The following is a 26,538-nucleotide window of genomic DNA, read 5'->3' on the forward strand; positions in this document are numbered from 1 at the left end:
ATGCGCTTTTTTCCTTCACCACTGCTGCAACATACCGGCTTCCGCCGCAGCCTGCTGCTTTCCCCGGCCATGCTGATGATCGGTTTTTTTCTGATCCTGCCACTGCTGATGATACTGGTCTTTTCGTTTTTACAGCCCGGCACCTATGGCGGTGTGATCTGGCAGTTTTCTCTTGATGCCTACCAACAGTTCCTGTTTGAAGAAGATTTTCTCAGTGGTGAACTGGTGTTTACCAGTGCCTATCTGGAGATTTTTTCCACCTCGCTGCTACAAGCCTGTATTGCCACCCTGAGCTGCCTGTTGGTCGGTTTGCCAACCGCCTATTTTATCGCCACCCGACCGCCATCCAGCCGTGGACTCTGGCTGTTTGCTATCACGATTCCCTACTGGGTCAACCTGTTGATTCGCACGGTATCGATGCTGTTTATCATCCGTGATCAGGGGCCATTAAATGAATTATTACTGGCACTGGGCTGGATTAGCGAACCTCTGCAGCTGGCCTACACCCCGTTTGCCGTGGCGCTCGGGCTGTTCTACTCCTATTTGCCCTTTATGGTGCTGCCGGTTTACGCCGCCATCGAGCGTTTCGATTTTTCACTACTGAACGCCGCCCATGATCTGTATGCCAGCCGTTGGGCAGCACTGCGCCATGTCCTGATTCCCGGTGTTCGGGGCGGCATCATCGCTGGCTGTTTACTGGTGTTTATACCCTCACTCGGGGCCTTTATTGCACCGGACGTTCTCGGGGGCGGCAAGCAACTGATGATCGGCAACCTCATTGCCTTGCAGTTTCAGGGTTCCCGCAACTGGCCGTTCGGGGCTGCCGCAGCGGTGATTTTGCTCACCATCGTCCTGACCCTGTTACTGATATTTGCCCAGCGCAACCGTCGCTCCTGAACCGTCGTTTCTGAAGGTGCCACCATGACTGTAAAGATGAACATGAATATCCAACATTATCCGGGCGCCCGAGCCATCACCCTGGGCTGCCTGTTTGTGCTGTACGCCCCATTGGTGGTGATCAGTATCTATTCCTTTAACTCGTTACGCTCCATCACCACCTGGGGTGGTTTTACATTCGACTGGTACATCAAGGCATTCAACAACCCCAGCATCCAGAGCGCGACTGTCAATTCCCTCAGCATTGCCCTGACGGCGTCCTGTATTGCCACGGCCATTGCAACCTGTGCCGCCATGGCCTTGTTACGGGGCGGCCCCTTTCGCGGGCAGACGGCACTGTTTGGCGTGCTGAATCTGCCGCTGATGATTCCCGAAATAGTCACCGCCGTGGCCAGCCTGGTGTTTTTTATTGCCATAGATATGACCCTCGGCCTGGGTTCCATCCTGATCGCCCACACCGTGTTCTGTATTCCCTTTGCCTACCTGCCCATTTCTGCGCGCCTGAACAGCATCAGCCAGCAATACGATGACGCTGCCCGCGATCTGTACGCCAGCCGCTGGGCCAGCTTCCGCTATGTCACCCTGCCTATGCTGATGCCCGGCGTGATCTCGGGCCTGATGCTGGCATTTATTGTCTCGATGGACGATTTCATCGTCGCCAACATGGTTGCCGGCCCCGGTGCCACCACCCTGCCAATGACCATTTACAGCCTGGTGCGCATTGGCTTTACCCCGGAAATCAATGCCGTATCCACCCTGCTACTGCTGTTGTCGATGCTCTGCGTCGGCAGCTCCTGGTTACTGAACCGGGCAGACCACAACACCAAGTCCTGATTGCCAAACCCTAACGCCCGATAGCCCCAACGCCTACTTCCGAAAGCGGAGATCGCCATGCAAACCCCAAAACGCACGTCCCTGTTCCACACCCTGAAGCACCAGCTACTGGTACTGACGGCCGGCCTGGCACTTTCCGGCAGCGTCCATGCTGCCGGAGAACTGCACCTCTACAACTGGTCCGACTACATGCCGCAAGCCATGCTGGACAAGTTTGCCGCCCGCTACGACGTCAACGTGACTCAGGATACCTACGACAGTAACGAAACCCTGCTGGCCAAACTCAAGTCAGGTGTGGCTGGATATGACCTTGCAGTACCGGGTGACTACATGGTCGCCATTATGATCAAGGAAGGATTGCTGGAAAACATACACGCCAACCAGCTGGAGAATTTCCATTACATCAAACCGGATCTGATCGATGTCTATTTCGATCCAGGTCGCGACTACTCCATTCCCTACCAGTTTGGCACCACCGCCTTTATGGTCGATACCGCCGTATACGATGGCGACATCAACACACTCGACATCCTGTTTAATCCGCCAGCGGCGCTCAAAGGCAAAATCAACATGTTCCGCGACGTCAACGACGTCATCAATGCCGCGCTGCGCTACAAGGGTTACGAGACCTGCAACAGCAACCGCCAACAATTGAACGACGTTAACGACCTGTTACTGGCCTCGCGCCAGAACTGGCTCAGCATCATGTCCGATGGCGCTCGCGAAATGCTGGTCTCTGGCGACGCCGCAGTCTCCATGATCTGGAATGGCATGGGTCTGCGCGCCCGGATGGAAAAACCGACCCTGCAATATGCCTACCCGAAACAAGGCCTGACCGCCTGGGCCGATAACCTGGTCGTACTCAAGGGTGCCCCCAACCTGGACAATGCCAAGCTGTTCATGAATTTCCTGCTGCAGCCGGAAAATGCCGCCGCGCTGACCAACTTTGCAGGCTATACCGCCGGTGTGACCGGCACCGAACCCTATCTCGACAGCCAGCTGAAAGGGGCCTTGGAACTCAACCCACCCGCCGGTGCAGCCCCAGCGACCTTTGTTCCCCCATGCAGCCCGGACGTTGTACGCCTGTACGACCGGATCTGGACCAACCTGCTGAAATAATCTCGATACGGCAACGGACTTTGGTGCGTTGCCTCACTAAGGACACCGTCTTGAACATCCTCATCTATCAGGGAAGCGCCATCGCAGCCAACAAGGCAGCCAACCTGGCGCAAGTGCAACGAATCAGCCACAGCGCCAGCCTGCTGGGTGCCGATGCCGTGGTATTTCCAGAACTGTTTACCACCGGCTACAACCTCGGAGCACAGCTCCGCTCCCTGGCGGAACCGCTGCAAGGCGACAGCTTTCACCAACTGGCCGACATGGCCCGCCGCTATCAGCTGTCGATCATTATTGGTTTACCCGAAACCGACGCAGGCAAACTCTACAACAGCGCCATCGTCATCGATAAGCAAGGCCAACTGGCAGGGCATCACCGCAAAGTATTCCTGTTTGGCAACCAGGAAAAACAACTGTTTACCGCAGGCACCCGCTTCCAGACCTTTGAACTCTGCGGACACACCTGTGGCCTGTCGATCTGTTACGACATCGAATTTCCGGAAAGCACCCGCACCCTTGCCCAACAAGGCGCCAAACTGCTGTTCAACCCCACCGCCAACATGACGCCCTACTATCAGGTACCCAACACCCTGGCACGAGCCAGAGCACTGGAAAACGGCCTGACCGTGGTATACGCCAACCTCTGCGGCCAGGAAGGAGACCTGCACTACACCGGACAAAGTGCCCTTATCGCCCCCGATGGCACCGACATCGCCCGTGCCGGAAACGACCCCTGCCTGCTGATGGCAGACGTATCCGCGTACCTGCAACAAGACAGCGGCCGCCGTTGGTCAACCCAACTGCAAGACCTGAATGAATGGCAACAACACGAATAACTTACAACACTGCGACTGGGCGGCCGCTGTGCCCGCCAATGGCATTGATAACAACGCTATCTTTCCTCCTGGGAGGGCCGGGCCGCCGTGCCCGCTAATGACGCTGATAACAACGCCAGGCTGTTGGCGAGCATGGCAGCTCGCGCCCCCGGAACCGAAGTCCGCCAATGGCGCTGAGTTAATGTACAAGACCGCCTCCTGGGAGGGCCGGGCCGCTGTGCCCGCCAATGGCATTGATAACAACGCTATCTTTCCTCCTGGGAGGGCCGGGCCGCTGTGCCCGCTAATGACGCTGATAACAACGCCAGGCTGTTGGCGAGCATGGCAGCTCGCGCCCCCGGAACCGAAGCCCGCCAACGGCGCTGAGTTAATGTACAAGACCGCCTCCTGGGAGGGCCGGGCCGCTGTGCCCGCCAATGACGCTGATAACAACACTAGGCTGTTGGCGAGCGTGGCAGCTCGCGCCCCCGGAACCGAAGTCCGCCAATGGCGCTGAGTTAATGTACAAGACCGCCTCCTGGGAGGGCCGGGCCGCTGTGCCCGCCAACGGCGTTGATAACAACGCTATGTTTCCTCCTGGGAGGGCTGGGCCGCTGTGCCCGCCAACGGCGCTGATAACAACGCCAATCTATTGGCGAGCGTGGCAGCTCGCGCCCCCGGAACCGAAGTCCGCCAATGGCGTTGATAACAACGCTATGTTTCCTCCTGGGAGGGCTGGGCCGCTGTGCCCGCCAACGGCGCTGATAACAACGCCAATCTATTGGCGAGCGTGGCAGCTCGCGCCCCCGGAACCGAAGTCCGCCAATGGCGTTGATAACAACGCTATGTTTCCTCCTGGGAGGGCTGGGCCGCTGTGCCCGCCAACGGCGCTGATAACAACGCCAATCTATTGGCGAGCGTGGCAGCTCGCGCCCCCGGAACCGAAGTCCGCCAATGGCGCTGAGTTAATGTACAAGACCGCCTCCTGGGAGGGCCGGGCCGCTGTGCCCGCCAATGACGCTGATAACAACACTAGGCTGTTGGCGAGCGTGGCAGCTCGCGCCCCCGGAACCGAAGTCCGCCAATGGCGCTGAGTTAATGTACAAGACCGCCTCCTGGGAGGGCCGGGCCGCTGTGCCCGCCAACGGCGTTGATAACAACGCTATGTTTCCTCCTGGGAGGGCTGGGCCGCTGTGCCCGCCAACGGCGTTGATAACAACGCTATATTTCCTCCTGGGAGGGCCGGGCCGCCGTGCCCGCCAACGGCGTTGATAACAACGCTATCTTTCCTCCTGGGAGGGCCGGGCCGCTGTGCCCGCCAATGGCGTTGATAACAACGCCAGGTTGCTGGCGAGCGTGGCAGCTCGCGCCCCCGGAATCGAAGCCCGCCAACGGCATTGAGTTAATTTACAAGACCGCCTCCTGGGAGGGCCGGGCCGCTGTGCCCGCCAATGGCATTGATAACAACGCTAAGCTGTTGACGAGCGTGGCAGCTCGCGCCCCCGGAATCGAAGTCCGCCAATGGCGCTGATAACAACGCCAATCTATTGGCGAGCGTGGCAGCACGGTGTTCGTAAACCATGCGGACAGCGAGTTGACGGACTTCAGAGGAATACTTGTTGGATGTTCCATAAGTTCATTATCTCAACGTTGGAACCTCCTCAAAACCCGGAGTGATTTATTCAATCCATCCCTTACCCTTGAACCAACCCACGCCTCCGAATAAAGTGACCACCCGGTCAGTTTTTGATGTTAATCACAGGTGCTCGCTCATGTCCGATCAAACCTATTCCATGGATTACCCTGTCAGCTGGGAAGAGCTGCATCGTAATGCCCGCACGTTATCGTTACGTTTGCTGGATAAAGGCCCCTGGAAAGGGCTGATTGTAATTACCCGTGGTGGGTTGGTGCCTGCGGCGATTCTGGCGCGGGAGATGGATATTCGCTTGATCGATACGGTGTGTGTCACCAGCTACAAGAGTGCAGATGATTCGGCGACTCAATCGCTGCAAGGCGAGTTGCAAATTCTGAAGCGTGTCGAGGGTGACGGCGAAGGAATGCTGTTGATCGATGATCTGGTGGATACCGGCACAACCGCCCGCTGTGTCCGTGAGATGTTGCCGAAGGCGCATTTCGCGACCATTTATGCCAAGCCTGCGGGCGTGCCTTTGGTGGATACTTTTATTACTGAAGTCAGCCAGGACACCTGGATTCGTTTTCCTTGGGATATGGAGTACACCTTTTCGACGCCGCTGGCGGAACGTAAATAAAACGAACGGCAACGGCTAATCTCCCAGCTGTTGCACTGTCAACCTGGCGCGGACTGCAATGCGAAGCGCCCTCTAACCTTCCCCAACACTCGTAGCGACTCAGATTGCAACATTTAGGTGCTTGTCTATTTGCCCTGCGCACTATCGGCAGGCATTTCATCGTGTGCACCGTTGCAGGTAGCGCAGATTTGTCGCACCGATAGCCTGTAAACATGGGCTTTATAATAAAAATTAAAATTTCTGCCCAGTTGGTCAGGATTTTGCTTTTTCAGGAATTACTGTCCAAACGGTCAACTTATAAGACCGGTGACAACATGCTGCAGCAGAAGGCCCAACAAGCCCTGAAGTCAGCCAGACGATTCCTGAACTATTAATCTGAAAGAGAGAGTGTGATGAAAAAACAACTTCTAGCCTTGGCCGTTGTCGCCGCTACAACCATTCCTGCAGCACACGCCGAGCGTTACTTCGCGGACAACAGCATTTCGGTATTGATGGGGGGAGACTTCAAGATCGATTCTGCCGACTGGCCACAAACCGACAAGGACTACGGCCTGACGACTTACACCGTCGAGCACGTATCTGGCTACAGCTGGGGCGGCCTGTTCTTCTTTATGGACCGAGATCAGGGCGACGACCAATTCCGCGCCAGCTACAGCGAATTTTCACCCAAGTTTTTTCTGACCACCTTTGACGACAGCATCGTTAAAAATATCAACCTGGCCTTCACTCTTGAATCCGGTTCCACCTCATCAGGATTCAGTCAGGATAACTATCTGTACGGTATTGGTGCCGACCTGGCGATTCCAGGTATGAACTTCGCCAGCGCGACCTACTATTACTGCAAAAATGACAACGACACCGAAAGTGATCATCAGATCACCCTGACTTATGGCGCGTCCTGGGGGCAGGTTGATCTGGGAGGTTATATCGACTATTCCACTGGCGCGGAAGACCATAAAGCCAGCTTCAACTTCAATCCTCAGCTGACGTACAACGTTGGCCCGATGCTGGGTTACGACAACAAGATCAAGTTGGGTATCGAATACAGCGCGTGGCACAACAAGTACGGCACTGAGTTTGACGAGAACACTGTCAGCGCCTTGATCAAAGTACATATGTAACAGCAGCAAAACCGGGCGGTGCTGGCGAGCATGGAGGCTCGCCGCCTCTTCGGTGAGCCTCAGCCGCCCCGGCTGGCGCTGGTTATTCCGCAAATCGGTCCGTCGCCCGAATCAATTGATCCAGAATGCCCGGCTCACTCATCGAGTGACCCGCAGCTTCCACTATATGTAATTCGGCATCCGGCCAGGCGTTAGCCAGCTGCCAGGCATATTTTAGCGGACATGGCATATCGAAGCGGCCATGGACGATAACAGCAGGTATACCGTGCAGCCTGCTGACGTCGCGCAGCAGTTGACCTTCGTCCATCCAGCCTTTGTTGATAAAAAAGTGGTTTTCAATGCGAGCGAAAGCCAGCGCGAATTGGTCACCGCCAAAGTCATCAACCAGGGACGGGTCCGGCAGCAGGGTAACGGTGCCGCCTTCCCATTGGCTCCAGGCTTTGGCGCAGGCAATTTTTTCAGCCTCGTTGTTACCTGTCAGGCGCTGGTGATAGGCCAGCATCATGTTGTTGCGTTCATCTGCAGGGATCGGAGCAACAAAGCGTTCAAATTTTTCCGGATGCATTTCCGACACGCCGTACTGGTAATACCAGTCGAGTTCCGCCTGGGTGAGGGTGTAGATGCCGCGTAATACCAGCTCGCTGACGTACTGCGGATGGGTTTCGGCATAGGCCAGTGCCAGTGTCGAACCCCAGCTACCGCCAAACACCAGCCATTTATCCACACCACACAATGCTCGCAGCCGTTCGATGTCGGCAACCAGATGCCAGGTAGTATTGGCATCCAGACAGGCGTGAGGAGTGGAGCGTCCGCAGCCGCGCTGGTCGAACAGCAGTACATCGTATTTGGCTGGATCAAACACCTGACGATGGTTGTGACTACAGCCCCCACCCGGCCCACCGTGCAAAAATATCGCCGGTTTCGCGCCGGGTGTGCCGACCCGTTCCCAGTAAATCTGATGGCCATCGCCGACATCGAGCATGCCGGAGTCGTAAGGTTCGATCGCAGGGTAGTCGCTGCGGAGCTCGGTGGCGTTGGCCATAATCTGATCCTGAATAGGCAATGATAGTGTTTGTTAGAGTACCACTGCCGCACAACTCATGGGCAAGCCTACCAAATACCCGTTTGCAGGCAATGTCTTTGGCTCGGCCCCAAGCCCACTTTCTGTGCGCGTTATCGGTACGTGTCTCCTCTCGGGGCATGAGCGGTCACCTCTTGTGACTCGCAGACCAACGGGAGGCCAGCGTTTTGTTCATAACAGGTTGTTTTTACGGCAATAAATGCTTTTCCCAGGACTTTCTGACCGGTTGGCCAGTTTTTTGCTATTACCCAGTAACTTGACCATATGGTCAGAAAAGAACATCAACAACTACGGCAATGGCGACCCACCATTACCCGCAACAAGCCTTGCACGCAGCCCTGTTCCTTCCAGTGACTGCCTGACTGACGACTACCATCCTCAGGGAGATAACCATGTCCGACCATCAACCTAATGACCTGCTGTATTCGCTGGATGCCAGACCCGGCGTGCTGGAGTCCAGCTTCGCTGCCATCCAGCACGTGTTGGCCAGTTTTGTCGGTATTATCACGCCCACGTTGATTGTCGGCGGCGTGCTGGGACTGGGTGAACATATTCCTTACCTGATCAGCATGTCGCTGATGGTGTCCGGGGTGGCAACCATTATTCAGGCACGCCGTCCGTTCGGCATTGGCGCTGGCATGATCTGCGTGCAAGGCACCAGTTTTGCCTTTTTGAGTTCCGTGCTGGCAGCGGGTTTTATTGCCAAAGGGAAAGGTGGAGGCCCGGAAGAGATACTGGCGCTGATTTTTGGTGTCTGTTTTCTCGGAGCTTTTGTCGAAATTTTCCTCAGCCAGTTTTTGCACAAGCTGAAGTCCGTGATTACACCGCTGGTCACCGGCATTGTAATTACCATCATTGGTATCAGCCTGATCAAGGTCGGTATGACCGATCTGGCGGGCGGCTTTAAAGCACCCGACTTTGGCAGTCCGGCCAACCTGGCGCTCGGTGGTCTGGTGCTGGTCAGTATTATTGCCCTGAACCGTTCTTCCAACAGCTGGATTCGTCTGTCTTCCATTGTGCTGGGGTTAGCCATTGGTTTCGTGGTCGCCGCCTTTATGGGCAAGATCAGTTTCACCAACCTGGCAAGCCTGCCTGCCTTCAGTATTCCAGTGCCTTTTAAATACGGCTTCTCGTTCGACTGGACGGCATTTGCACCGATCGCCCTGATTTATCTGATCACGGCCATTGAATCCACCGGCGACATTACTGCTAACTGCATTGTGTCGCGCCAGCCAATCAAGGGCGATAGCTACATCAGCCGGGTGAAAGGTGGCGTATTGGCCGACGGTCTCAACTCCATGCTGGCCGCCCTGTTCAACAGCATGCCCAATACCACCTTCAGCCAGAACAACGGCGTGATTCAACTGACCGGCGTGGCCAGCCGTTATATCGGTTTCTACATTGGCGGTATGCTGTTCTTGCTGGGGCTGTTCCCGGTGATTGGCGGCATTCTGCAAAACATTCCCAAGCCGGTACTCGGCGGTGCAACGCTGGTGATGTTTGGTACGGTGGCAGCAGCCGGGGTAAAAATTCTCGCCACCGAAGCACTGGATCGTCGCAAAATGCTGATTATGGCGGTGTCGTTTGGTATGGGTCTGGGCGTAATCATGGTGCCGAACCTGCTGGCCGAAATGCCCAAGCTGGTGCAGAGCATCTTTGGTTCCGCCATCACCACTGGCGGCCTGGCGGCCATTATTCTGAGCCTGGTGCTGCCCGAAGGAAAAGTCGCCGCAGAAGATGAAGCGGAAGAAAACCCGAACATAACCGCCGACAGCGCCACGTCCTGATTCACCAATACGAGTGTTAATAACCATCATTATTCAGGCCGCCTTCGGGCGGCTTTTTCAGCTCTGCCGCATTTCAGGCTACATTTCAGGCTACAATGCCGACACTTTCGACATAACCAGATGATCTCATGCCTTTAAACATCACCTCTCACAGCCATGAAAAACCCGCTGGCGATATCCGTCAACGTAACGAGAAAGTGATCCTGGCTGCCGCAGAGCAAGAATTTGCCGCCTTCGGCTTCAAGGGTGCCAGCATGCGCGAAATTGCCAAACGTGCAGATCTGCCCAAAGCCAATATTCACTATTATTTCAAAAACAAATTGGGCCTGTACCTGGCAGTATTAAGCGACATTATCGACCTCTGGGACGGCACTTTCAGCAAGATGACCGCAGACGACAATCCCGCTGAATCCCTGCTTCACTACATTCGCAAGAAAATCGAGTTTTCCTGCCAGCACCCATTGGCATCCAGAATTTTCGCCACCGAAATCATCAGTGGCGGCCCCAATCTCGACGGCTACTTCAGCGACGGCTATGTGGAGTGGTTTGAATCACGGGTGGAAGTGTTTCGGGAGTGGCAGCGACGCGGCAAGATGGACGCCACGATCAACCCGGCGCATCTGATTTTCCTGCTGTGGTCGAGCACCCAGCACTACGCCGACTTTAACTTCCAGATTACGTCGGCGTTGAACAAACCCGAATTGGCACAGACGGATTTTGATGCCGCAGCAGAAACGCTGACGCATATTATTCTGAAAGGATGCGGGGTGGTGTGAACGGGCGGCAAGCGTCACTATTGAATGTTTTCGGGTGACATGTTTTCTGGCCCCCGCGCTCCTGAGGCTGTGCAAGTATTCGGGGGATTATGGCTGCCACGCTCCTGCGTGGTAGCCGGCGGCGTTATTGTCGATGACCGGCTAAATACATACCGGTCGTTACCACGCGGAGCATGGGAACGAGATAGGCCGAAGCACTAGCCTGGACTCCAATACCCACGCCACACGGATGTCTTCACACGTGACCGCCATCCACCAGCTTCAACCCCACCACTCCGACCATAATCAGGCCGATGCAGGCCAGTCGCATCAGGCCACCCGGTTCTTGCATAAACAGGATGCCGACCAGCGCAATGGAGGCGGTGCCGATACCGGCCCAAACGGCATAGGCGGTACCCATCGGGATGGTGCGCATGGCCAGTGATAACATCGAAAGGCTGGCGATAATCAGCAGAACGGTGATCACCGATGGCCATAATTTCGAAAATCCATCGCTTTGTTTCAGTCCGATGGCCCACAAGCATTCAAGGCCGCCCGCTATCAGTAAATAGATCCAACCCAAGGGGTCACTCCTGCTTTGTTAATCTTGATTATTGCTTGTGGCCGCTGACCGCCTGAGTATCAGGGCGTCATCTAACGGCCTCTCGGGAACCGTTAATTTCCCCTAATACATCCTTTACCCTAATACATCCAGGCCCACGGCTCCGCCACCAAATTCCTGCACCGCGTCCATCAGGGCAGTCCAGAGGTAGTCGCTGGAGGCGACGTCACACAGAATCGATATTGCCGGTAAACCCTGGTAGCTCTGGCGCACCATAATGGCATTGACACGGGCGATCGAGGTCTGGGCAATACTGCCTTCCGGAAAGACGGCTTCACGCATATCGACACCACAGATCTTGGCCATCACGGCAGCCATGTGTTCACCGGTCAGCATCAGCCAGGCATGGGAGTCCATGCAAAACAGCGGGTAGCAGCGATCCGGTGTGTCCGACTGCTGGGTCGGCAATGCCATGATGGCAGCACCGAGATCGGTCGGGCTGCCCAGCAGCCAGTATTCTTTCTGGCTCAGGCGCAGTATGCAGTCACCGTTGGCGCTGCTGGCTGCGGTGTTGGGACGCGCGGGAATCGGCATGCCGTTTTGGGCCAGCAAGTCGGTTGTGCTCACGCCGCGATAGCCGGTACGTGGCAGCATCGACAATTCCAGCAGACCGGCTTTGCGGGCGATATCAGCATCGTTCCTGGCGATCCGGGAGACCACGCTGGCAGCGGCAGCGGTCTTGACGCTGCTGGTGTCGGCGGTTGCAATAGCCGCCAGACGACGATAGTTACCGCTGCGGGCAATGTCAGCATCGGCCCAGTCAACGTGAGCGGGCGATGCGGTGTTGTACAGTTCAGACATTGTGTTGTCTCCTGCTGGGCGCAAACGCCCATGTTATTAATCCGTTTGAATCAAACCCTGTCGCATATGTCGCTGGCGTTTTCGGGGCAAGCCCTCTCCTGCCCATTTGGCCTCGTACAAAACCTGGCTTCCTGCAAAACCTGTCTTCGCGGGAAGTGGCTTGCCGCCGACAGGGGATTAGGGAGTGCCAGATTTACATAGCTTGACGGGCTTGCTCGGCATCGTAAAACGGCAGGGCCACCACTTCGGCCATGATCATTTCGCCATCTACCCGAATCGGCAACTGGGTGCCGGGTTCACTCTGGTTCACGGCAGCGAAGGCCATGCCAATAATGGCACCAACGGTGGGTGAATATTCACAGGAGGTGACGTTGCCGGTGATATCGGCCATGCGCTCTGTCGTTGCCAGTACCAGGTGCCCTTCTTCCGGTTTTTTACCGCTTGCCATCAGGCTGGCTGGCAATTTGAAGCCCACCAGCTTGCGGGTTTGCAGCCGTTTCATCACGATATCGACCGCCCGGCAGCCATTGAAGTACGGCTTGTTTTTACTGACCGCCCATTCCAGCCCCAGCTCACCAGGATGGCTCATGCCGTCGGTGTCCTGGCTAATAATAATGTGGCCTTTTTCCAGTCGTAACAGACGCTGGGTTTCAACCCCAAAGGGTTTAATGTCGAAGGCGGCACCTGCGGCCATCAGGATGTCCCACAGGGCCTCGCCATAACGTGCCGGTACGTGAATCTCGTAACCCAACTCGCCGACAAAGCCAACTCGCAGCAAGCGCGCTGGTATGGTCTGTTGTTGGCCATCTGCTGACACTGCGCCAGGCACGTTGATGCTGCCTTCGCGGCAGGCCAGGTACGGGAAGCCTTCCTTGCTCAGATCCAGGTCGGTCAGCTGTTGCAGTACCTTGCGGCTGTCTGGCCCGGCCAGGTTAACGGCGGCAAAGGCCGAGGTGACGTTGGTGATATCCACATCCAGACGCCACTGCGTATTCCAGAAGGTCATCAAACGGTAGACCGCATCGACTCCGGTGGTGGTCGCGGTAACGTAGAAGCAGTCATCGGCAAAGCGACAGGCGACGCCATCGTCCACCACCACGCCCTGATCACTGGTAAGTACCGCATAGCGGGTTTTGCCCACCGGTTGCTTGAGAAAACCAAAGGTGTAAATACGGTTCATCAGCTCGGCGGCATCCGGCCCACGCAGTTCAATGCCACCGAGGGTGGAAACGTCGATCAGGCCGACGCGACTGCGTACATGCAGGGCTTCGGCTTCAATCGTGGCATTACGAAGCGCGCGGCTGCCGGGAATCAGCGGGCTGGCGTCACTGCCGCTTAACAAACTGCCTTGTGGCGGATAAAACGCTGGCCGCGTCCAGATACCCGCCGGGATCATTTTGGCACCCAGCGCCAGGTGACGATGGTGCATCGCGGTATGTCGATATGGGTCGAAACCACGTCCGGCCAGGAAGGCCAGTTTTTCTGGTGTCAGCGGCGGACGGGCAGTAGTGACACCGGTTTCGGTCACTGTCCGGCCGGTCGACTGAGCCACCAATCGTGCCGTTGGCAGTGCCGAGTGGCGCCCCTGGGATGGCCCCATGCCCACGGTGGAAAACCGTTTTACCAACTGTATGTCGCGGTAACCGAGACGAGTGGCGTTAACGATGTCCTTGCTTTGCAGGTCTTCGTCGTAATCCACAAAGTCCTTGCCTTTGGGGTGCGGGAAAATCGGCCAGTCGTAGTTGACCTTGCGTGAGCACTCGACCACCTCGGGCTGGCTGGCGGGCGGATGGCCCAGCAGGGTTAACGCCGCTGCCGCAGCGTATTCGGCATCCTTGATCACGGCATTGATGCTGTGTTTGCCATTCACCGAACCGGCAATATGCAGGTGTTGTGGCAGCTGACGAAGTGAAAATTCGGCCCGCGCTTCATCGTAACTGAGCTGGCCACCAGCCTGGCATAACAGCTGGTAGGCTGGCATATAGCCAGACGACATACAGACCAGATCACAGCGCAACAGGTCGCCTTCTGGCGCGACTCGTCCACGACCACGAATCGCCCGGATTTCTACCGCTTCAACGTGATCCTGGCCAAAAGCTTCGTAAAGCGTCTGGCCAAAACGCAGCGCGATACCGGCCTGCTGGGCGCGGAAGATCAGGTTTTTGGTCTCGCTGGATTCGGTGCCCATGGGGTCATCCACGCCACCACGCATATCCACCAGCGCTTTTACCTCCACCCCTTGTGCGGCCAGCGCCAGAGCGGTCAGGTAGCCATCGTCGTTACCGGTCAAGACCACGGCACTCTGGCCAGGTTTGATGGCGTAGAGTTTCATCATGCGCATGGCAGCGCTGCACATCACCACACCGGGCAGGTCGTTACCACGGAACACCACGTGTTGCTCGTAACTGCCGGTGGCCATGATGCATTCTTGTGCCCGGATCTTGTACAGCCGCTTGCCATGCAGAACCGGTAACCAGTTATCGACAAACCAGGCGTTGCAGATCGAGTCAGTCATCACGGTGATATTAGGGTGCTGTTCTACCTGGTTAACCAGTTGCTGACGCAGGGCTTCGGGATCGTCCAGATCACTGAAGTCGGCATAACTCAACGAACCACCCAGCACCGGTTGTTCTTCCAGTAGCAACACGTCCACCCCGGCGGCAGCGGCAGTCAGTGCCGCTGTCAGGCCAGCCGGGCCGGAACCCACCACCACCAGATCATGGAAGCGATAGGCCTTGTCGTAGTATTCCGGTTTGAAATCCAGATCGGCGATACCCAGACCGGCTTTTTCACGAATCTGTTTTTCCCACCAGTCCCAGATGCCTTTCGGCTTGTAGAACGCCCGATAGTAAAAGCCCACTGGCATAAAGCGGCCAAAATGCCCGAGAATGGCGTCCTTGTCTTTGGCCAGCGTGCCGTTGACGTTCTGGCCGGTTACCTCCAGACCATCGATGGCGACCATTTTGTCTGCCAGCACATTGGGTTCACCCTGGATCTGTACCAGGCTGTTGGCATCGTGCGCCGACATCGTCAGCGGGCCTCGGGCACGGTGGTATTTGAACGACCGCGACCACAACCAATAGTTATTAGCCAGCAAGGCACTGCCAATGGTATCGCCCTTGTAGCCGGTCACACTCTGGCCTTCAAAACGGAACTGCACAGTCTGGCTGCGATCCAGCAGCAGGCCCATCGGCGCTGCCAGTCTCTGAGAGAGGGTAGTCGATGGTGTAGATGCAACGGAATTCATCAGCAAGTCTCCCCGTCAGGCGTTGACTCATCCGATGGTAATTCGGATGGATCATAAGTACGTAAAATGTCATCGCTTACACGATGGCGCTCGGCGACAAACCAGTAACCCGATGGTGTGTGGTACCACCATTCGCGGGCCACACCCGTGCCGTTGTAGGCGTAAAAGGTGTGTTCTGCCCAGGCTTTGTCGGGGGCAGATTCAACGCTTGGCAGTGGAGAAACGTCACCGCCATAAACAAATTCGCTGATATTGCGTGGCCCGTTTAACGGGCAGGGCATGATTTTCATATCTCACCTATCTTGGCGAACGGTTGCCGAACGTCTGATCTCAGACGTCTGACGCCGATTAATACTGTGTTGTGGCCGACGTTGCCCATCAATGGGATGCCGCAGTGGCACCCATTTCATTCACCTGACGGAATTCGCTGAATCGCTCCACGCCGAAAGGTTTGATCAGCTCTGGCACCTTGCCGCCGCTGGCAACCAGTTCGGCCATGGCCTGACCGCAAATCGGGGTAGACTTAAAGCCCCAGGTTCCCCAACCGGCATCGAGGTAATAGTTCTTTACCGGACTCAATCCCATAATCGGGCTGTAGTCGGAGGTCATGTCGGTGAGACCGGTCCACTGGCGCATCAATTTGAGGTTGGCCATAAAGGGGAACAGCTCGACTGCGTGTGCCAGCAATTGTTCTTTTAACTCCAGACTGGAACGGGTGTTATAGAGCGGGTACGGGTCGGAGCCGCCACCAAACACCAGTTCACCACGGCCAGTTTGTTGTACGTAACAGTGGAACGCAGGGGAACTCACCAGAGGGTCAAGGAACGGCTTCACCGGTTGAGTCACCATCGCTTGCAGCGGATAAGACACAATCGGCAGCTTGAAACCGGCTTTTTCCGCCAGCAGCGAGCTGTGGCCAGACACCGCCTGTACCGCACAGCCGCATTCAATGGTGTGTTCTGCGCTGCCTTGTTTGGCTTTGACAGCGGTCACTTTGCCGTCTTCCACCACCACGCCGGTCACTTCAGTCAGCTGATGTAATTCCACACCACGCTGGGTCGCGCCTTTGGCATATCCCCAGGCCACGGCATCGTGACGCGCCGTCGCGCCATCCATATGCCACAAACCCGCCAGTACCGGCTGGTGACCCGGATTCATGTTCAAGGTCGGCACCAGCTCACGGATTTGCTGTGGGTCGATCAATTCGGTTTTGCCACCGAAGTGCTTGTTTACTTCGGTGCGTTGACGAAAGCCACGAATGGCGGCATCCGTATGGGCCAGGGTCAGCTGACCACGTTTGGAATACATGATGTTGAAGTCAAATTCGTTCGACAGTCGCTGAAATAACTTCACCGACTCGCTGTAGAACTTCACCCCTTCCGAGGTGAGGTAGTTGGAGCGAATCACGGCGGTGTTACGAGCGGTATTACCGCCGCCAAGGTAGCCTTTTTCCAGTACCGCGACATTGGTGATGCCGTGGTACTTGGCCAAGTAGTACGCAGTGGCCACACCATGCCCGCCAGCACCGATAATCACCACGTCGTAGCGACGTTTGAGAGCGGTCGGTGCTGGCAGATCGGCGTCTTGTTCAAACGGATAATCGTTTTTCAGCCCGTATTTCAGAAGTGCAAAAGGCATGGCCTTGCTCCTTGTTGATCGTCAGACGCCGGACATCTGCTGCAAGCGTCTTGCAGCAACCAGTGTGTTTTTCATCAGACAGGCAATGGTCATCGGGCCAACACCACCAGGAACCGGCGTAATGGCGTAGGCCACTGGCTCCACGGCTGCGTAATCAACATCCCCGACCAGCTTGCGCTGCGTACCACCAGAGGGGCCAACGCGTTCAATGACGTTGATACCGACATCGATCACCGTCGCGCCGGGCTTGATCCAGTCCGCGCCGATCATTTCCGGGCGGCCAACGGCGGCGACCAGAATATCGCCCTGCTGTGCCAGTGCCTGCGGATTCGGGGTACGGGAATGAACGATCGTCACGCTGCAGTTAGCCTGCAATAACAACGCTGCCATGGGCTTGCCGACAATATTGGAACGCCCCACCACCACGGCGTGTTTACCGGATAAATCACCTAACACCTGTTCCAGCATGATCATGCACCCTTGTGGGGTGCAGGGAACCAACGATTCCTTGCCGACGCTGAGCGCGCCGACATTGACCGGATGAAAACCGTCAACGTCCTTTTCCGGGCTGATCGCGGCAATAATCTGCTCTTCGTCCAGATGTGCAGGCAATGGTAATTGCACCAGAATGCCGTGCACCGCTGGGTCGGCATTGAGGTCGGCCACCAGCTGGTTGAGGGTATCCTGGGTCGTATCCATCGGCAGACGATGCTCAATGGAGTTGAGGCCGGACTCCGTAGCGCGGGCAATCTTGTTGCGCACGTACACCTGGCTGGCCGGGTCTTCACCCACCAGCACCACTGCCAATCCGGGCTTGATACCATAGCTATCAAGAAAGGCGGCCGCATCGCTAGCGACCCCGTCCAGCACTTGGGCTGAGATAACTTTTCCGTCGATTCGAATGGCCATGGTGTGCACCTATTTGAAAACGACGGTTTTGTTGCCATCAACAAACACACGATGTTCGGTGTGCAGTTTGACAGCCCGCGCCAGTGCCACGGTTTCGGTATCGCGACCGGCAGCGGTGAGTTTTTCTGGCCCCATGGTGTGATCCACTGGCTGCACCGATTGCTCGATGATCGGGCCTTCATCCAGATCCGAGGTCACATAGTGGGCGGTGGCACCAATCAGCTTCACGCCACGGTCATAGGCCTGGTAATACGGCCGGGCACCTTTGAAACCTGGCAGGAACGAGTGGTGAATATTGATCGCCTTGCCCGCCAGCTCGGCACACAGGGTGTTCGACAAAATCTGCATATAACGGGCAAGTACCACCAGCTCGGTGCCGGTTTCCTTGACGATGTCGATCAGCGCTTGCTCTTGCTGCGGCTTGTTCTCTTTATTGACCGGCAGGTGGATAAAGCGGATGCCTTCGCGTTCGGCCATGGGCCGCAGATCCTGATGGTTGGAGACCACAGCAGTGATTTCCATGTTCAGTTCACCCTTGTTCTTGCGATACAGCAGGTCACTGAGGCAGTGATCCGCCTTTGATACCATGATCAGGGTCTTGATCGGCGCGCAGGCGTTGTTGAGGCTCCAGCTCATCCCGAAACGTTCGGCCACGTCGGTGAAACCTGTGGTGACTGCCGCGTACTGGTCTCCGGCTTCAAAATGAAAGCGGGTACGCATAAAGAAGTTGCCGCTGTCCTGGTCATCAAACTGGGACTGCTCGCTGATGTAGCAGCCTTTCTCCGACAAGAAGCTGGCGACCGCCGCCACAATGCCACTGCCCGCCGGGCAGGTGGTTTTTAATACGTATTCAATTTTTTCGTTGTCATGAGGCATGGTTCTGTTCCCCTGTTGGCTTGTATCAGTTGGCTTATATGGAGTTTCAAGCCGCACAAAGCCTGCGAAGTCAGTCGCTTCGCTGATCAATTCAGTTGTTGTGTTCACACTCACCCGCTGGCATGCAGGGTTCGGCGGTGTCTCGGCACGACAAGCTCGCTCGTGCGGTTAACCCGGCTGGCTAGCCGCAAGGTTCACCTCGTTCCCCTGTTCCTGCGTGGGAAGACAAAGGGCACCCGGCTACCACGCAAGAGCGTGGGAGCCAGTCTGGTCGTCGCGCCCGACGTCAGATTTCCGCTGCCAGACACGGCCGTCAATAGCCACCCTGACCCGGAATCCAGCTGGTACCTGCCAGCGGCACTCGGGCCATGGCGGCAGATTCCACCGTCAGGGCGACCAGATCTTCCGGTTCCAGGTTACGCAGATCACTCTTGCCACAGGCGCGTGCCAGCGTCTGGGCTTCCATGGTCAGTACCCGCAGGTAGTTGGCCAGGCGGTGGCCAGCGCTAACTGGGTCGAGGCGTTTGCTCAGTTCCGGGTCTTGAGTCGAGATACCCGCCGGATCCTTGCCTTCGTGGTAATCGTCGTAATATCCGGCAGCGGAACCGATTTTCTTGAACTCGGCATCCCACTTTGGATGGTTACAACCCAGCGCAATCAGAGCAGCAGTACCAATCGCTACCGCGTCGGCACCCAGTGCCATGCACTTGGCGACGTCGGCACCGTTGCGGATACCACCCGAGACGATCAGCTGTACCTTGCGGTGCATGCCCATTTCCTGCAACGCCTGTACGGCTTGTGGAATCGCGGCCATGGTTGGTATACCCACGTGTTCGATAAACACTTCCTGAGTCGCAGCGGTACCGCCTTGCATACCGTCGACGACGATCACATCGGCACCGGCTTTAACCGCCAGTTTGACGTCATAGTAGGTACGGGTCGCACCCACTTTAATGTAGATCGGCACCTGCCAGTCGGTAATCTCACGCAGTTCCAGAATCTTGATGGCGAGATCGTCCGGGCCAGTCCAGTCCGGGTGACGACAGGCAGAACGTTGATCGACGCCCATCGGCAAGGTGCGCATTTTCGCCACCCGATCAGTAATCTTCTGACCCAGCAACATGCCACCGCCGCCCGGCTTGGCACCCTGACCCAGTACCACTTCGATGGCATCGGCCTTGCGCAGGTCGTCCGGGTTCATGCCGTAACGGGAAGGCAGGTACTGATACACCAGTTTGGTGGACTGGCCTCGCTCTTCCGGTGTCATACCGCCGTCACCGGTTGTCGTCGTGGTGCCGACTTCAGAGGCACCCCGTCCCAGCGCTTCTTTGGCATTGGCGGACAAAGCACCAAAGCTCATACCGGCAATCGTGACCGGCGTCTCGATGACGATCGGTTTTTTGGCGTAACGGGTGCCCAGCGTGACCTGGGTGTTGCACTTCTCGCGGTAACCTTCCAGCGGGTAGCGGGACATACTGGCCCCAAGGAACAGCAGGTCGTCGAAGTGCGGCAATTTACGCTTGGCACCAAAACCACGGATATCGTAGATACCGGTTTCGGCGGCGCGGCGGATTTCCTGCATAGTCAACGCGTCAAAGGTCGCGGACTCACGCAGGCCAGGGTTCACATTCAGATCTTTTTCGCTCATATCACTATCTCCTGGCTGCGGGCCTAGTAGGCTGAAATGTTGTCTACTTTGAAGTTATACAGCTGACGGGCAGAGCCGTAGCGCTTGAAGCTGGCCGGGTCTTCATCAACCCCGGCGCGGTTCAGCAGCTCGGTCAGGTAGTCGAGATGTTCCTGACGCATTTCTTTTTCGATGCAGTCAGCACCCAGCGAGGCAACCGTACCCTTGACGAAAATCCGGGTTTCGTAGAGCGAATCACCCAGCGCTTCACCGGCATCACCACACACCACCAAAGCACCCGCCTGGCCCATAAAACAGCTCATATGGCCAACATTGCCCTTGACCACAATTTCCACCCCTTTCATGGAAATACCACAACGGGCACCGGCGTTACCTTCGATCACCAGCATGCCGCCGTGAGCGGTGGCTCCGGCCGATTGTGAGGCTTCGCCCTTGACGCGGACGGAGCCGGACATCATGTTTTCAGCCACGCCCTGCCCGACATTACCGTGTACCACGACGTGGGCTTTCTTGTTCATACCGGCACAGTAGTAACCGGCATGACCTTCAATATCGACACTCAGCGCCTGGTCGAGACCACAGACCAGATTGTGGTCGCCCTTGGCGCCAGTGATTTTCCATTCGCGTTCGGTGCATTCCGCCGCCTGATCGTGCAGCGTCTGATTAATATCGCGCAGCGAGGTGGTGGCCAGATCAAATGTTTTCATGTGATGTTCCTCGTATTAGCCCTTGGCAGCTCGCGTGCTCAGGCACGTTCCCAGACATAGATTTTGGCCGCTTCCGGCTCCCACACGTTGGCATTCTCGATACCGGGCAAGGTGGTCAGCGCCTGGTATTCGGAAGCCATGGCGACGTAGTCGTCGGTCTCAGCCAGTACCGCCGGCTTGCAGGCAATGGGGTCGCGCACCACGGCAAAACCGTTCCGGGTGCCAATGGTGAAGGTAAAGAAACCGTCGAGGTCCTTCATCGCATTTTCCAGCGCCTGATTGAGGGTATCGCCCAGCTGCAGACGACGAGCCAGGTAACCGGCAGCGACTTCGGAGTCGTTTTCGGTCTCGAAGCGGATGCCCTGGCGTTTCAGTTCCAGCCGCAGACGGTTGTGATTCGACAGCGAGCCGTTGTGCACCAGACACAAATCTTCGCCGGTCGAGAACGGGTGCGAACCGGCCATGGTCACGGCAGACTCGGTGGCCATGCGGGTGTGGCCAATGATGTGTGTGCCCTTCATACCCTTGAGATTGAAGTTTTCGGAAATCACTTCCGGCAGACCCACTTCTTTCAGAATCTCGATCGAGTGACCGGCGCTGAGAATCAGCACTTCAGGTGCTTTTTCCTGGACATACGCCGTGGCGGTGGCGGCATCGGTGTGCATTTTAAACACGGCAACGGTGGCATTCTGAAACCAGCTGACCTCGGCATTAAGCTCAGCACGAGCCGCTTCTGCCAGCGCTTCCCAGTCGTAATTCAGATGCTCGTGACGCAGGGTCAGCTTGGTGCCATCGGCAACTTCATCACCGTAAATGGCAAACCCGGCGCTGTCCGGGCCGCGATCGGTCATCGCGATCAGCATCGGTTCAAACAGGGCACCGAGCTGGCTCTCCAGCGCCGGATTTTTCAGGTACAGACCTACGATTCCACACATCGCGTTATCCTCGTTTTTTCACAGTCGTATATTCATTACACACTTCGCTATGCCTGCTTCAGACCGAGCGAAACCGTTCCGCTTTTGCCGGGGCAAAAGCAGTGAATTCAGTATTTAAATGTTTGTTTCTCATTCCCATGCTCGCGCCTGGGAATGCAAACCGCAGGGCGACCACGCCGGAGCGTGGCAGCCAGTTACAGGTTACTTGGCACAGCTCAGAAAAATTCGCCGTAGCGTTTCACTTCCCAATCACTCACATGACGGCAGTAATCAATCCACTCGTCTTTTTTGAGCTTGATAAATTCACCCATCACTTCCTTGCCAATGGCGTCGGTCAGCACGGTGTCTTTTTCCAGCTCAGCAATGGCTTCACCCAGGGTTTGCGGCAGAATCTCAATGCCTTGCTCTTCGCGTTCTTGCTGGCTCAGTGCGTACAGATTGATATTCATCGGATCACCGGCTTCCAGCTCACGCTCAATGCCGTCCATACCGGCAGCAATCAGTGCCGCGTGCACCAGATAAGGGTTACAACCTGAGTCTGGCAGGCGGAATTCCAGTCGTCCGTAAGGTACGCGCACCATGGCAGAACGGTTGTTGTCGCCGTAGCAGATATAGGCCGGTGCCCAGGTCGCGCCAGAGGCTGATCCACCTACCACCAGTCGCTTGTAGGAGTTCACCGTTGGCGCGGCGATGGCACACAACGCCTTGGCATGCAGCAGCAGACCGGCGGTGAAGTGGTAAGCCATTTTCGACAACCCCATACCCTGCTTGTCACTGTCATCGCCAAACAGGTTCTTGCCACTCTCATCGCAAATCGACAGATGGAAGTGCATACCGTTACCGGTACGATCCGACGCGGGCTTGGGCATAAAGGAGCACACCATGCCAAGGTCGTTGGCAATTTCACCTGCGGCCATACGCACCAGGGTGAAACGGTCGGCAGAGGTCAGGGCATCGCTGTAGGTGTAGTTGATTTCGAACTGGCCGTTGGCGTCTTCATGGTCGATCTGATACACGTCCATGCCGACTTGTTGCAGGCTTTCGACCAGTGTTTCGAGAAACTCACGCGAGCGCGACAGTCCCTTGTAGTCGTAGCAAGGCTTGTCCAGGTTGTCGGTATCATCAACCGGCCCCAATGTGCCATCGGCGTTACGTTTGAACAGCGAGAACTCAGGTTCAAGACCGGTGTTTAATGTCCAGCCCTTGTCGTCCAAGCGCTTGAGCTGGTTTTTTAACACCACGCGACTGTCGTATGGGTGTGGCTGATTATTGACGTAACCGTCACAGGCAATGCGGGCATAACCTGGCTGCCAAGGCACCGTCGTCAGACTGGCCAGATCACCACGGGCGAGGAAATCCGGGCCGTGTGGCTCCATCCCCATACCCCAGACCGCAAACCCGGCAAACCCGGCACCCTTTTCAACAACATCCATAAGACAATTGGCTGGCACTGACTTGGTCTTGGCCACACCGTGAATATCAACAAACTGCGCCAGCACATACCGAATATCATTTTCCGACATAAAAGCTTCGATTTCGGCGGCGGATGGGGTCGTGGACGACATACACTTGCTCCTGATTCCTGGGTCAGCTTTTCGCCGAACCTTTGTTTCTCTTTAGGAAAATTAATTTCTTTAAGTGAATGCAACCCCTGTGCCAGCACTTTCCTTGAGGGAATATTTTTTTCATATTGAACCGAAAGCCCCGATTTACCTATAGTGAGTCAATAAATTTTCCCTCAAAGAAACCCTCTTGCACCTGCTGCAATGCTTGAATGACTGTTTTTTGGCACCATTGAAATGCATCCATTCACACAATCGCACTACAGAAGGGCAAATCAGGTATTAGTGGAGCTTTCAGATATGGAAGGAAACGACACCCGTTTTAATCTGGACCAGTACATTGCCATGAAGGTCAAAAAGGCCAGATTGGAAGAAGGATTAAAAATCACCGATGTGGCGCGAATTTCCGGCATCAGCCAGGGCATGGTCAGCAAAATAGAGAACGCCCAGGTCTCCACCAGTCTCGAAACCCTCAGTCGCCTTTGTACCGCCATTGGCCTGCCTATTTCGAAACTGTTCAGCGACTACGACCGCCCGGATGGCGGAGCCCACTTCACCCCGTCGGGAGCAGGACTGGAAGTCGTCCGCAGAGGCACCGACAAGGGCCATACCTACCAGCTACTGACTTACCAACGCGGCGGCAAACGCAATTTTGAACCCTTCCTGATCACCATGGACGATCTGTCGGAAGTCTTTCCGACCTTTTCGCACCCCGGCGAAGAATTTATCTACATGCTGAAAGGCAGCCTGATTTACCGCCACGGCAACCACCTGTATGAAATGGGCCCGGGCGACAGCCTGACCTTTGATGCCGAAACGCCACACGGCCCGGAGAAACTGGTCGAAGTGCCGTTGCAATTATTGTCGATTATTAACTACGTGGAAGAATAACGGTCAGCGGACCGGCTTTTGGACAGCCTCGGAGGGCGTCCGTACAAACCGGCTCCGTCCGTGTCCGCAAAGTGTCCACTAAAATACAAGTGGACACTATCCTGAGGGCGCTTACGGATTACCGCACACGATGGTGGGTAATCCTTGGGCGTTACCTGCTGAGAGCGTTGGTTTCAGAACAAGGCATGAGGAACGCAGTTTAGCGAGTTCAATAAGTAACGAATAACATCGTTCTGGAGTCAACTGCCCTCAGCCCGAAAGGCCAGGGTCAAATAATTGAGAACGCCCCCTAGCGTTTTGTCGAATAGAAATCCTTACCACCGACTAATACCAGGACAACAAGGCCAAACGATCACCCGCCAGATCAGTGGAAAAATTGAGTGGGCAGTGCCTGAATCTGATTCCCATGCGATACCTGACTGTTTGTGAGAGAGCTCAGAGCCTATTACACCCAATATGCGGGAATCTAGGGATTAACGACCATAGAGCGGCAGTAGTCGGTTATTTTTTGGCGAAGGCAAACACCACCGATTTTACTGCCGTTATCGCCACACTAAAAGTGCGATGAACCTTTATTTGGCAACCACTAAAGATTGGATACTGGTGTATTCATCCAGTCCGTGTTCAGAAAACTCAACCCCCATACCGGATTGTTTGACACCACCAAATGGTACGTCTGGAGCCATGGCAAAATGTTGATTAACCCAGCTAATGCCACACTCCAGGCGACCAGCAATGGCGGCAGCTTTTTCGACGTCAGATGACCAGACCGAACCACCCAGCCCATACTGGCTATTATTGGCACGGCTGACAGCCTCATCGATGGTATTGAATTTCATGATCGAACGCACCGGGCCAAATATTTCTTCGTTAGCAATCGGGCTGGTTTCGTCAGTATCACAAACCAATGTCGGCTCGATAAAAAAGCCAGGTGTGCGGATTTTTCCTCCAGCCAGAATGCGCCCATACTGCGGCACCAGAGACAGAACATTGCGAATATCGTCAAACTGCTTGCGATTCTGTACCGGACCAAACTGGGTCGCCGGATCCATACCATCCCCGGTCACACTGTCCGCCACCCGCTTGGCCAGTGCTGCACACATCGCGTCATACACTCCTTCCTGTACATAGATACGCTTGATAGACATGCATACCTGTCCGGAGTTAATAAAGGCCATATCAAATATTTGCTCGGCGACCTGTTCAACGTTAACGTCATCCAATACGATGGCCGCATCATTACCACCCAACTCCAACGTCAGACGCTTGAGATTGTGCGCGGAGGAAGCCATAACCTGACGCCCAGTCTGGGTTGAACCAGTGAAAGAGATCTTGGCAACATCCGTACTCTGACTAAGCAGTGGGCCAATATCGCCACGGTCTGCCAGAACGTTGATCACGCCAGCCGGCACAACAGACTGGAGCAACTCACCCAAACGCAAAGTAGCCAGCGGTGTCGTCGGGCTGGGCTTAATCACCAAGGTATTGCCTGCCAACAGCGCCGGAGCCAATTTGTATACCGCCATCAGCACCGGGAAGTTCCAGGGAATAATGGCAGCAACAATCCCCAAAGGGCGGCGGTGCAACTCCACTCGCTGGCTATCATCGTTGCGAATAACTTCAGGCGCCAGTTTCAGTGATGCGAAATAACGCAACACCGTTGCACTCATCATCAACTCCATATCAGAACCAGCCAATGGTTTGCCTTGTTCCAAGGTAATTAACTGACGCAGTTCCTGACTGTTCTGTTCGATAATATCCGCGATATTCAGTAATACGTTCTTACGCACTTCCAGACTGACATTACGCCATTGCGGATATGCAGCCTTGGCGGCTGCAATCGCCTGGATGGCATCTGTGCTCGTGGCAAACGGTACCTGACAAATAACTCGTTCATTCGCTGGGTTAATAACATCCATCATCTGTTCATGACGAACCAGTCGGCCATTGATCAACATGGAAGGTGAATTTAACATGGACATGATATATTCCTTTTTATTGTTTTAAGGGCACTTCGAACAACTCG

The 26,538-nt window shown here is 55.8% G+C and carries 22 protein-coding genes; 9 read left to right on the plus strand and 13 right to left on the minus strand.

Annotated features, from left to right (window positions below):
- The 6 genes from SOJ49_RS17865 (at position 1) to SOJ49_RS17890 (ending at position 7,053) form a co-directional block, all read left to right on the plus strand.
- On the plus strand, positions 1-897 hold the full coding sequence (locus tag SOJ49_RS17865) for an ABC transporter permease (protein ID WP_369855838.1): 897 nt from the start codon (positions 1-3) through the stop codon (positions 895-897).
- 24 nt (positions 898-921) lie between these two features.
- On the plus strand, positions 922-1,731 hold the full coding sequence (locus SOJ49_RS17870) for an ABC transporter permease (RefSeq protein WP_369855839.1): 810 nt from the start codon (positions 922-924) through the stop codon (positions 1,729-1,731).
- A gap of 57 nt (positions 1,732-1,788) precedes the next feature.
- Complete coding sequence (locus tag SOJ49_RS17875) at positions 1,789-2,850, plus strand: extracellular solute-binding protein (protein WP_369855840.1); 1,062 nt, start codon at positions 1,789-1,791, stop codon at positions 2,848-2,850.
- 50 nt (positions 2,851-2,900) lie between these two features.
- The gene (locus tag SOJ49_RS17880; RefSeq protein WP_369855841.1) at positions 2,901-3,683 is read left to right on the plus strand and encodes a carbon-nitrogen hydrolase family protein; all 783 of its coding nucleotides are present in this window, start codon (positions 2,901-2,903) and stop codon (positions 3,681-3,683) included.
- A 1,751-nt stretch (positions 3,684-5,434) separates the two neighbouring features.
- Positions 5,435-5,932, plus strand: coding sequence for a xanthine phosphoribosyltransferase (gpt, locus tag SOJ49_RS17885; RefSeq protein ID WP_369855842.1), 498 nt, complete (start codon positions 5,435-5,437; stop codon positions 5,930-5,932).
- A 392-nt stretch (positions 5,933-6,324) separates the two neighbouring features.
- Positions 6,325-7,053, plus strand: a complete 729-nt coding sequence (locus SOJ49_RS17890; RefSeq protein ID WP_369855843.1) for a hypothetical protein — start codon at positions 6,325-6,327, stop codon at positions 7,051-7,053.
- 82 nt (positions 7,054-7,135) lie between these two features.
- Here the strand turns inward: SOJ49_RS17890 and pip are convergent, their stop codons facing one another.
- On the minus strand, positions 7,136-8,095 hold the full coding sequence (gene pip, locus SOJ49_RS17895) for a prolyl aminopeptidase (RefSeq protein WP_369855844.1): 960 nt from the start codon (positions 8,093-8,095) through the stop codon (positions 7,136-7,138).
- Between the two features lie 431 nt (positions 8,096-8,526).
- Here pip and SOJ49_RS17900 point away from each other — a divergent pair, with 431 nt between their 5' ends.
- Together SOJ49_RS17900 and SOJ49_RS17905 are read left to right on the plus strand one after the other, a co-directional pair.
- Positions 8,527-9,921, plus strand: coding sequence for a uracil-xanthine permease family protein (locus tag SOJ49_RS17900; protein WP_369855845.1), 1,395 nt, complete (start codon positions 8,527-8,529; stop codon positions 9,919-9,921).
- A 128-nt stretch (positions 9,922-10,049) separates the two neighbouring features.
- Positions 10,050-10,697 carry a TetR/AcrR family transcriptional regulator gene (locus SOJ49_RS17905; protein WP_369855846.1) on the plus strand — a complete coding sequence of 216 codons (648 nt, stop codon included), beginning with the start codon at positions 10,050-10,052 and terminating at the stop codon, positions 10,695-10,697.
- 235 nt (positions 10,698-10,932) lie between these two features.
- Here the strand turns inward: SOJ49_RS17905 and SOJ49_RS17910 are convergent, their stop codons facing one another.
- The 11 genes from SOJ49_RS17910 to glnT all read right to left on the minus strand — a co-directional run bounded on the left by SOJ49_RS17910 (position 10,933) and on the right by glnT (position 23,624).
- On the minus strand, positions 10,933-11,259 hold the full coding sequence (locus SOJ49_RS17910) for a multidrug efflux SMR transporter (RefSeq protein ID WP_369855847.1): 327 nt from the start codon (positions 11,257-11,259) through the stop codon (positions 10,933-10,935).
- 114 nt (positions 11,260-11,373) lie between these two features.
- Positions 11,374-12,099 carry a hypothetical protein gene (locus SOJ49_RS17915; protein ID WP_369855848.1) on the minus strand — a complete coding sequence of 242 codons (726 nt, stop codon included), beginning with the start codon at positions 12,097-12,099 and terminating at the stop codon, positions 11,374-11,376.
- A 193-nt stretch (positions 12,100-12,292) separates the two neighbouring features.
- Entirely contained in the window at positions 12,293-15,346 is a 3,054-nt protein-coding gene (locus SOJ49_RS17920) for a 2Fe-2S iron-sulfur cluster-binding protein (protein ID WP_369855849.1), read from the minus strand.
- Positions 15,346-15,636: a sarcosine oxidase subunit delta gene (locus SOJ49_RS17925; protein ID WP_369855850.1), complete on the minus strand. Its 291-nt coding sequence runs from the start codon at positions 15,634-15,636 to the stop codon at positions 15,346-15,348. Before SOJ49_RS17925 ends, SOJ49_RS17920 begins: the two co-directional genes overlap by 1 nt.
- An 88-nt stretch (positions 15,637-15,724) precedes the next feature.
- On the minus strand, positions 15,725-16,984 hold the full coding sequence (locus tag SOJ49_RS17930; RefSeq protein ID WP_369855851.1) for an FAD-dependent oxidoreductase: 1,260 nt from the start codon (positions 16,982-16,984) through the stop codon (positions 15,725-15,727).
- Positions 16,985-17,005: 21 nt separating this feature from the next.
- The gene (locus SOJ49_RS17935; protein WP_369855852.1) at positions 17,006-17,893 is read right to left on the minus strand and encodes a bifunctional 5,10-methylenetetrahydrofolate dehydrogenase/5,10-methenyltetrahydrofolate cyclohydrolase; all 888 of its coding nucleotides are present in this window, start codon (positions 17,891-17,893) and stop codon (positions 17,006-17,008) included.
- 9 nt (positions 17,894-17,902) lie between these two features.
- Positions 17,903-18,769: a formyltetrahydrofolate deformylase gene (gene purU, locus SOJ49_RS17940; RefSeq protein WP_369855853.1), complete on the minus strand. Its 867-nt coding sequence runs from the start codon at positions 18,767-18,769 to the stop codon at positions 17,903-17,905.
- Positions 18,770-19,082: 313 nt separating this feature from the next.
- Entirely contained in the window at positions 19,083-20,417 is a 1,335-nt protein-coding gene (locus tag SOJ49_RS17945; protein ID WP_369855854.1) for an FMN-binding glutamate synthase family protein, read from the minus strand.
- A 23-nt stretch (positions 20,418-20,440) separates the two neighbouring features.
- Positions 20,441-21,124 carry a protein glxC gene (locus SOJ49_RS17950; RefSeq protein WP_369855855.1) on the minus strand — a complete coding sequence of 228 codons (684 nt, stop codon included), beginning with the start codon at positions 21,122-21,124 and terminating at the stop codon, positions 20,441-20,443.
- Between the two features lie 38 nt (positions 21,125-21,162).
- A complete protein-coding gene (locus SOJ49_RS17955) occupies positions 21,163-22,059 on the minus strand; it encodes a glutamine amidotransferase family protein (RefSeq protein ID WP_369855856.1) in 897 nt (298 codons plus the stop codon).
- Between the two features lie 215 nt (positions 22,060-22,274).
- On the minus strand, positions 22,275-23,624 hold the full coding sequence (gene glnT / locus SOJ49_RS17960) for a type III glutamate--ammonia ligase (RefSeq protein ID WP_369855857.1): 1,350 nt from the start codon (positions 23,622-23,624) through the stop codon (positions 22,275-22,277).
- A gap of 297 nt (positions 23,625-23,921) precedes the next feature.
- On the opposite strand from glnT, the gene SOJ49_RS17965 reads away from it, so the two are divergent.
- Positions 23,922-24,512 (plus strand): helix-turn-helix domain-containing protein, encoded by a 591-nt coding sequence (locus tag SOJ49_RS17965; RefSeq protein ID WP_369855858.1) that lies wholly within the window; start codon positions 23,922-23,924, stop codon positions 24,510-24,512.
- Positions 24,513-25,084: 572 nt separating this feature from the next.
- Here the strand turns inward: SOJ49_RS17965 and SOJ49_RS17970 are convergent.
- Positions 25,085-26,494 carry an aldehyde dehydrogenase family protein gene (locus tag SOJ49_RS17970; RefSeq protein WP_369855859.1) on the minus strand — a complete coding sequence of 470 codons (1,410 nt, stop codon included), beginning with the start codon at positions 26,492-26,494 and terminating at the stop codon, positions 25,085-25,087.
- Positions 26,495-26,538: the final 44 nt, after the last annotated feature.

The organism is Candidatus Thalassolituus haligoni, assembly GCF_041222825.1.
In the GTDB taxonomy this organism is placed as follows: Bacteria; Pseudomonadota; Gammaproteobacteria; order Pseudomonadales; family Oceanobacteraceae; genus Oceanobacter; species Oceanobacter antarcticus.

Bases quoted from the DNA above. Each gene is read 5' to 3' on its own strand.
- pip (WP_369855844.1), bottom strand. From the start codon at position 8,095: ATGGCCAACGCCACCGAGCTCCGCAGCGACTACCCTGCGATCGAACCT.
- SOJ49_RS17900 (WP_369855845.1), top strand. From the start codon at position 8,527: ATGTCCGACCATCAACCTAATGACCTGCTGTATTCGCTGGATGCCAGA.
- SOJ49_RS17870 (WP_369855839.1), top strand. From the start codon at position 922: ATGACTGTAAAGATGAACATGAATATCCAACATTATCCGGGCGCCCGA.
- SOJ49_RS17950 (WP_369855855.1), bottom strand. From the start codon at position 21,124: ATGAAAACATTTGATCTGGCCACCACCTCGCTGCGCGATATTAATCAG.
- SOJ49_RS17905 (WP_369855846.1), top strand. From the start codon at position 10,050: ATGCCTTTAAACATCACCTCTCACAGCCATGAAAAACCCGCTGGCGAT.
- SOJ49_RS17875 (WP_369855840.1), top strand. From the start codon at position 1,789: ATGCAAACCCCAAAACGCACGTCCCTGTTCCACACCCTGAAGCACCAG.
- SOJ49_RS17890 (WP_369855843.1), top strand. From the start codon at position 6,325: ATGAAAAAACAACTTCTAGCCTTGGCCGTTGTCGCCGCTACAACCATT.
- SOJ49_RS17865 (WP_369855838.1), top strand. From the start codon at position 1: ATGCGCTTTTTTCCTTCACCACTGCTGCAACATACCGGCTTCCGCCGC.
- purU (WP_369855853.1), bottom strand. From the start codon at position 18,769: ATGCCTCATGACAACGAAAAAATTGAATACGTATTAAAAACCACCTGC.
- SOJ49_RS17935 (WP_369855852.1), bottom strand. From the start codon at position 17,893: ATGGCCATTCGAATCGACGGAAAAGTTATCTCAGCCCAAGTGCTGGAC.
- SOJ49_RS17970 (WP_369855859.1), bottom strand. From the start codon at position 26,494: ATGTCCATGTTAAATTCACCTTCCATGTTGATCAATGGCCGACTGGTT.
- SOJ49_RS17945 (WP_369855854.1), bottom strand. From the start codon at position 20,417: ATGAGCGAAAAAGATCTGAATGTGAACCCTGGCCTGCGTGAGTCCGCG.
- SOJ49_RS17965 (WP_369855858.1), top strand. From the start codon at position 23,922: ATGGAAGGAAACGACACCCGTTTTAATCTGGACCAGTACATTGCCATG.
- SOJ49_RS17930 (WP_369855851.1), bottom strand. From the start codon at position 16,984: ATGCCTTTTGCACTTCTGAAATACGGGCTGAAAAACGATTATCCGTTT.
- SOJ49_RS17955 (WP_369855856.1), bottom strand. From the start codon at position 22,059: ATGTGTGGAATCGTAGGTCTGTACCTGAAAAATCCGGCGCTGGAGAGC.
- SOJ49_RS17925 (WP_369855850.1), bottom strand. From the start codon at position 15,636: ATGAAAATCATGCCCTGCCCGTTAAACGGGCCACGCAATATCAGCGAA.
- SOJ49_RS17920 (WP_369855849.1), bottom strand. From the start codon at position 15,346: ATGAATTCCGTTGCATCTACACCATCGACTACCCTCTCTCAGAGACTG.
- glnT (WP_369855857.1), bottom strand. From the start codon at position 23,624: ATGTCGTCCACGACCCCATCCGCCGCCGAAATCGAAGCTTTTATGTCG.
- SOJ49_RS17915 (WP_369855848.1), bottom strand. From the start codon at position 12,099: ATGTCTGAACTGTACAACACCGCATCGCCCGCTCACGTTGACTGGGCC.
- gpt (WP_369855842.1), top strand. From the start codon at position 5,435: ATGTCCGATCAAACCTATTCCATGGATTACCCTGTCAGCTGGGAAGAG.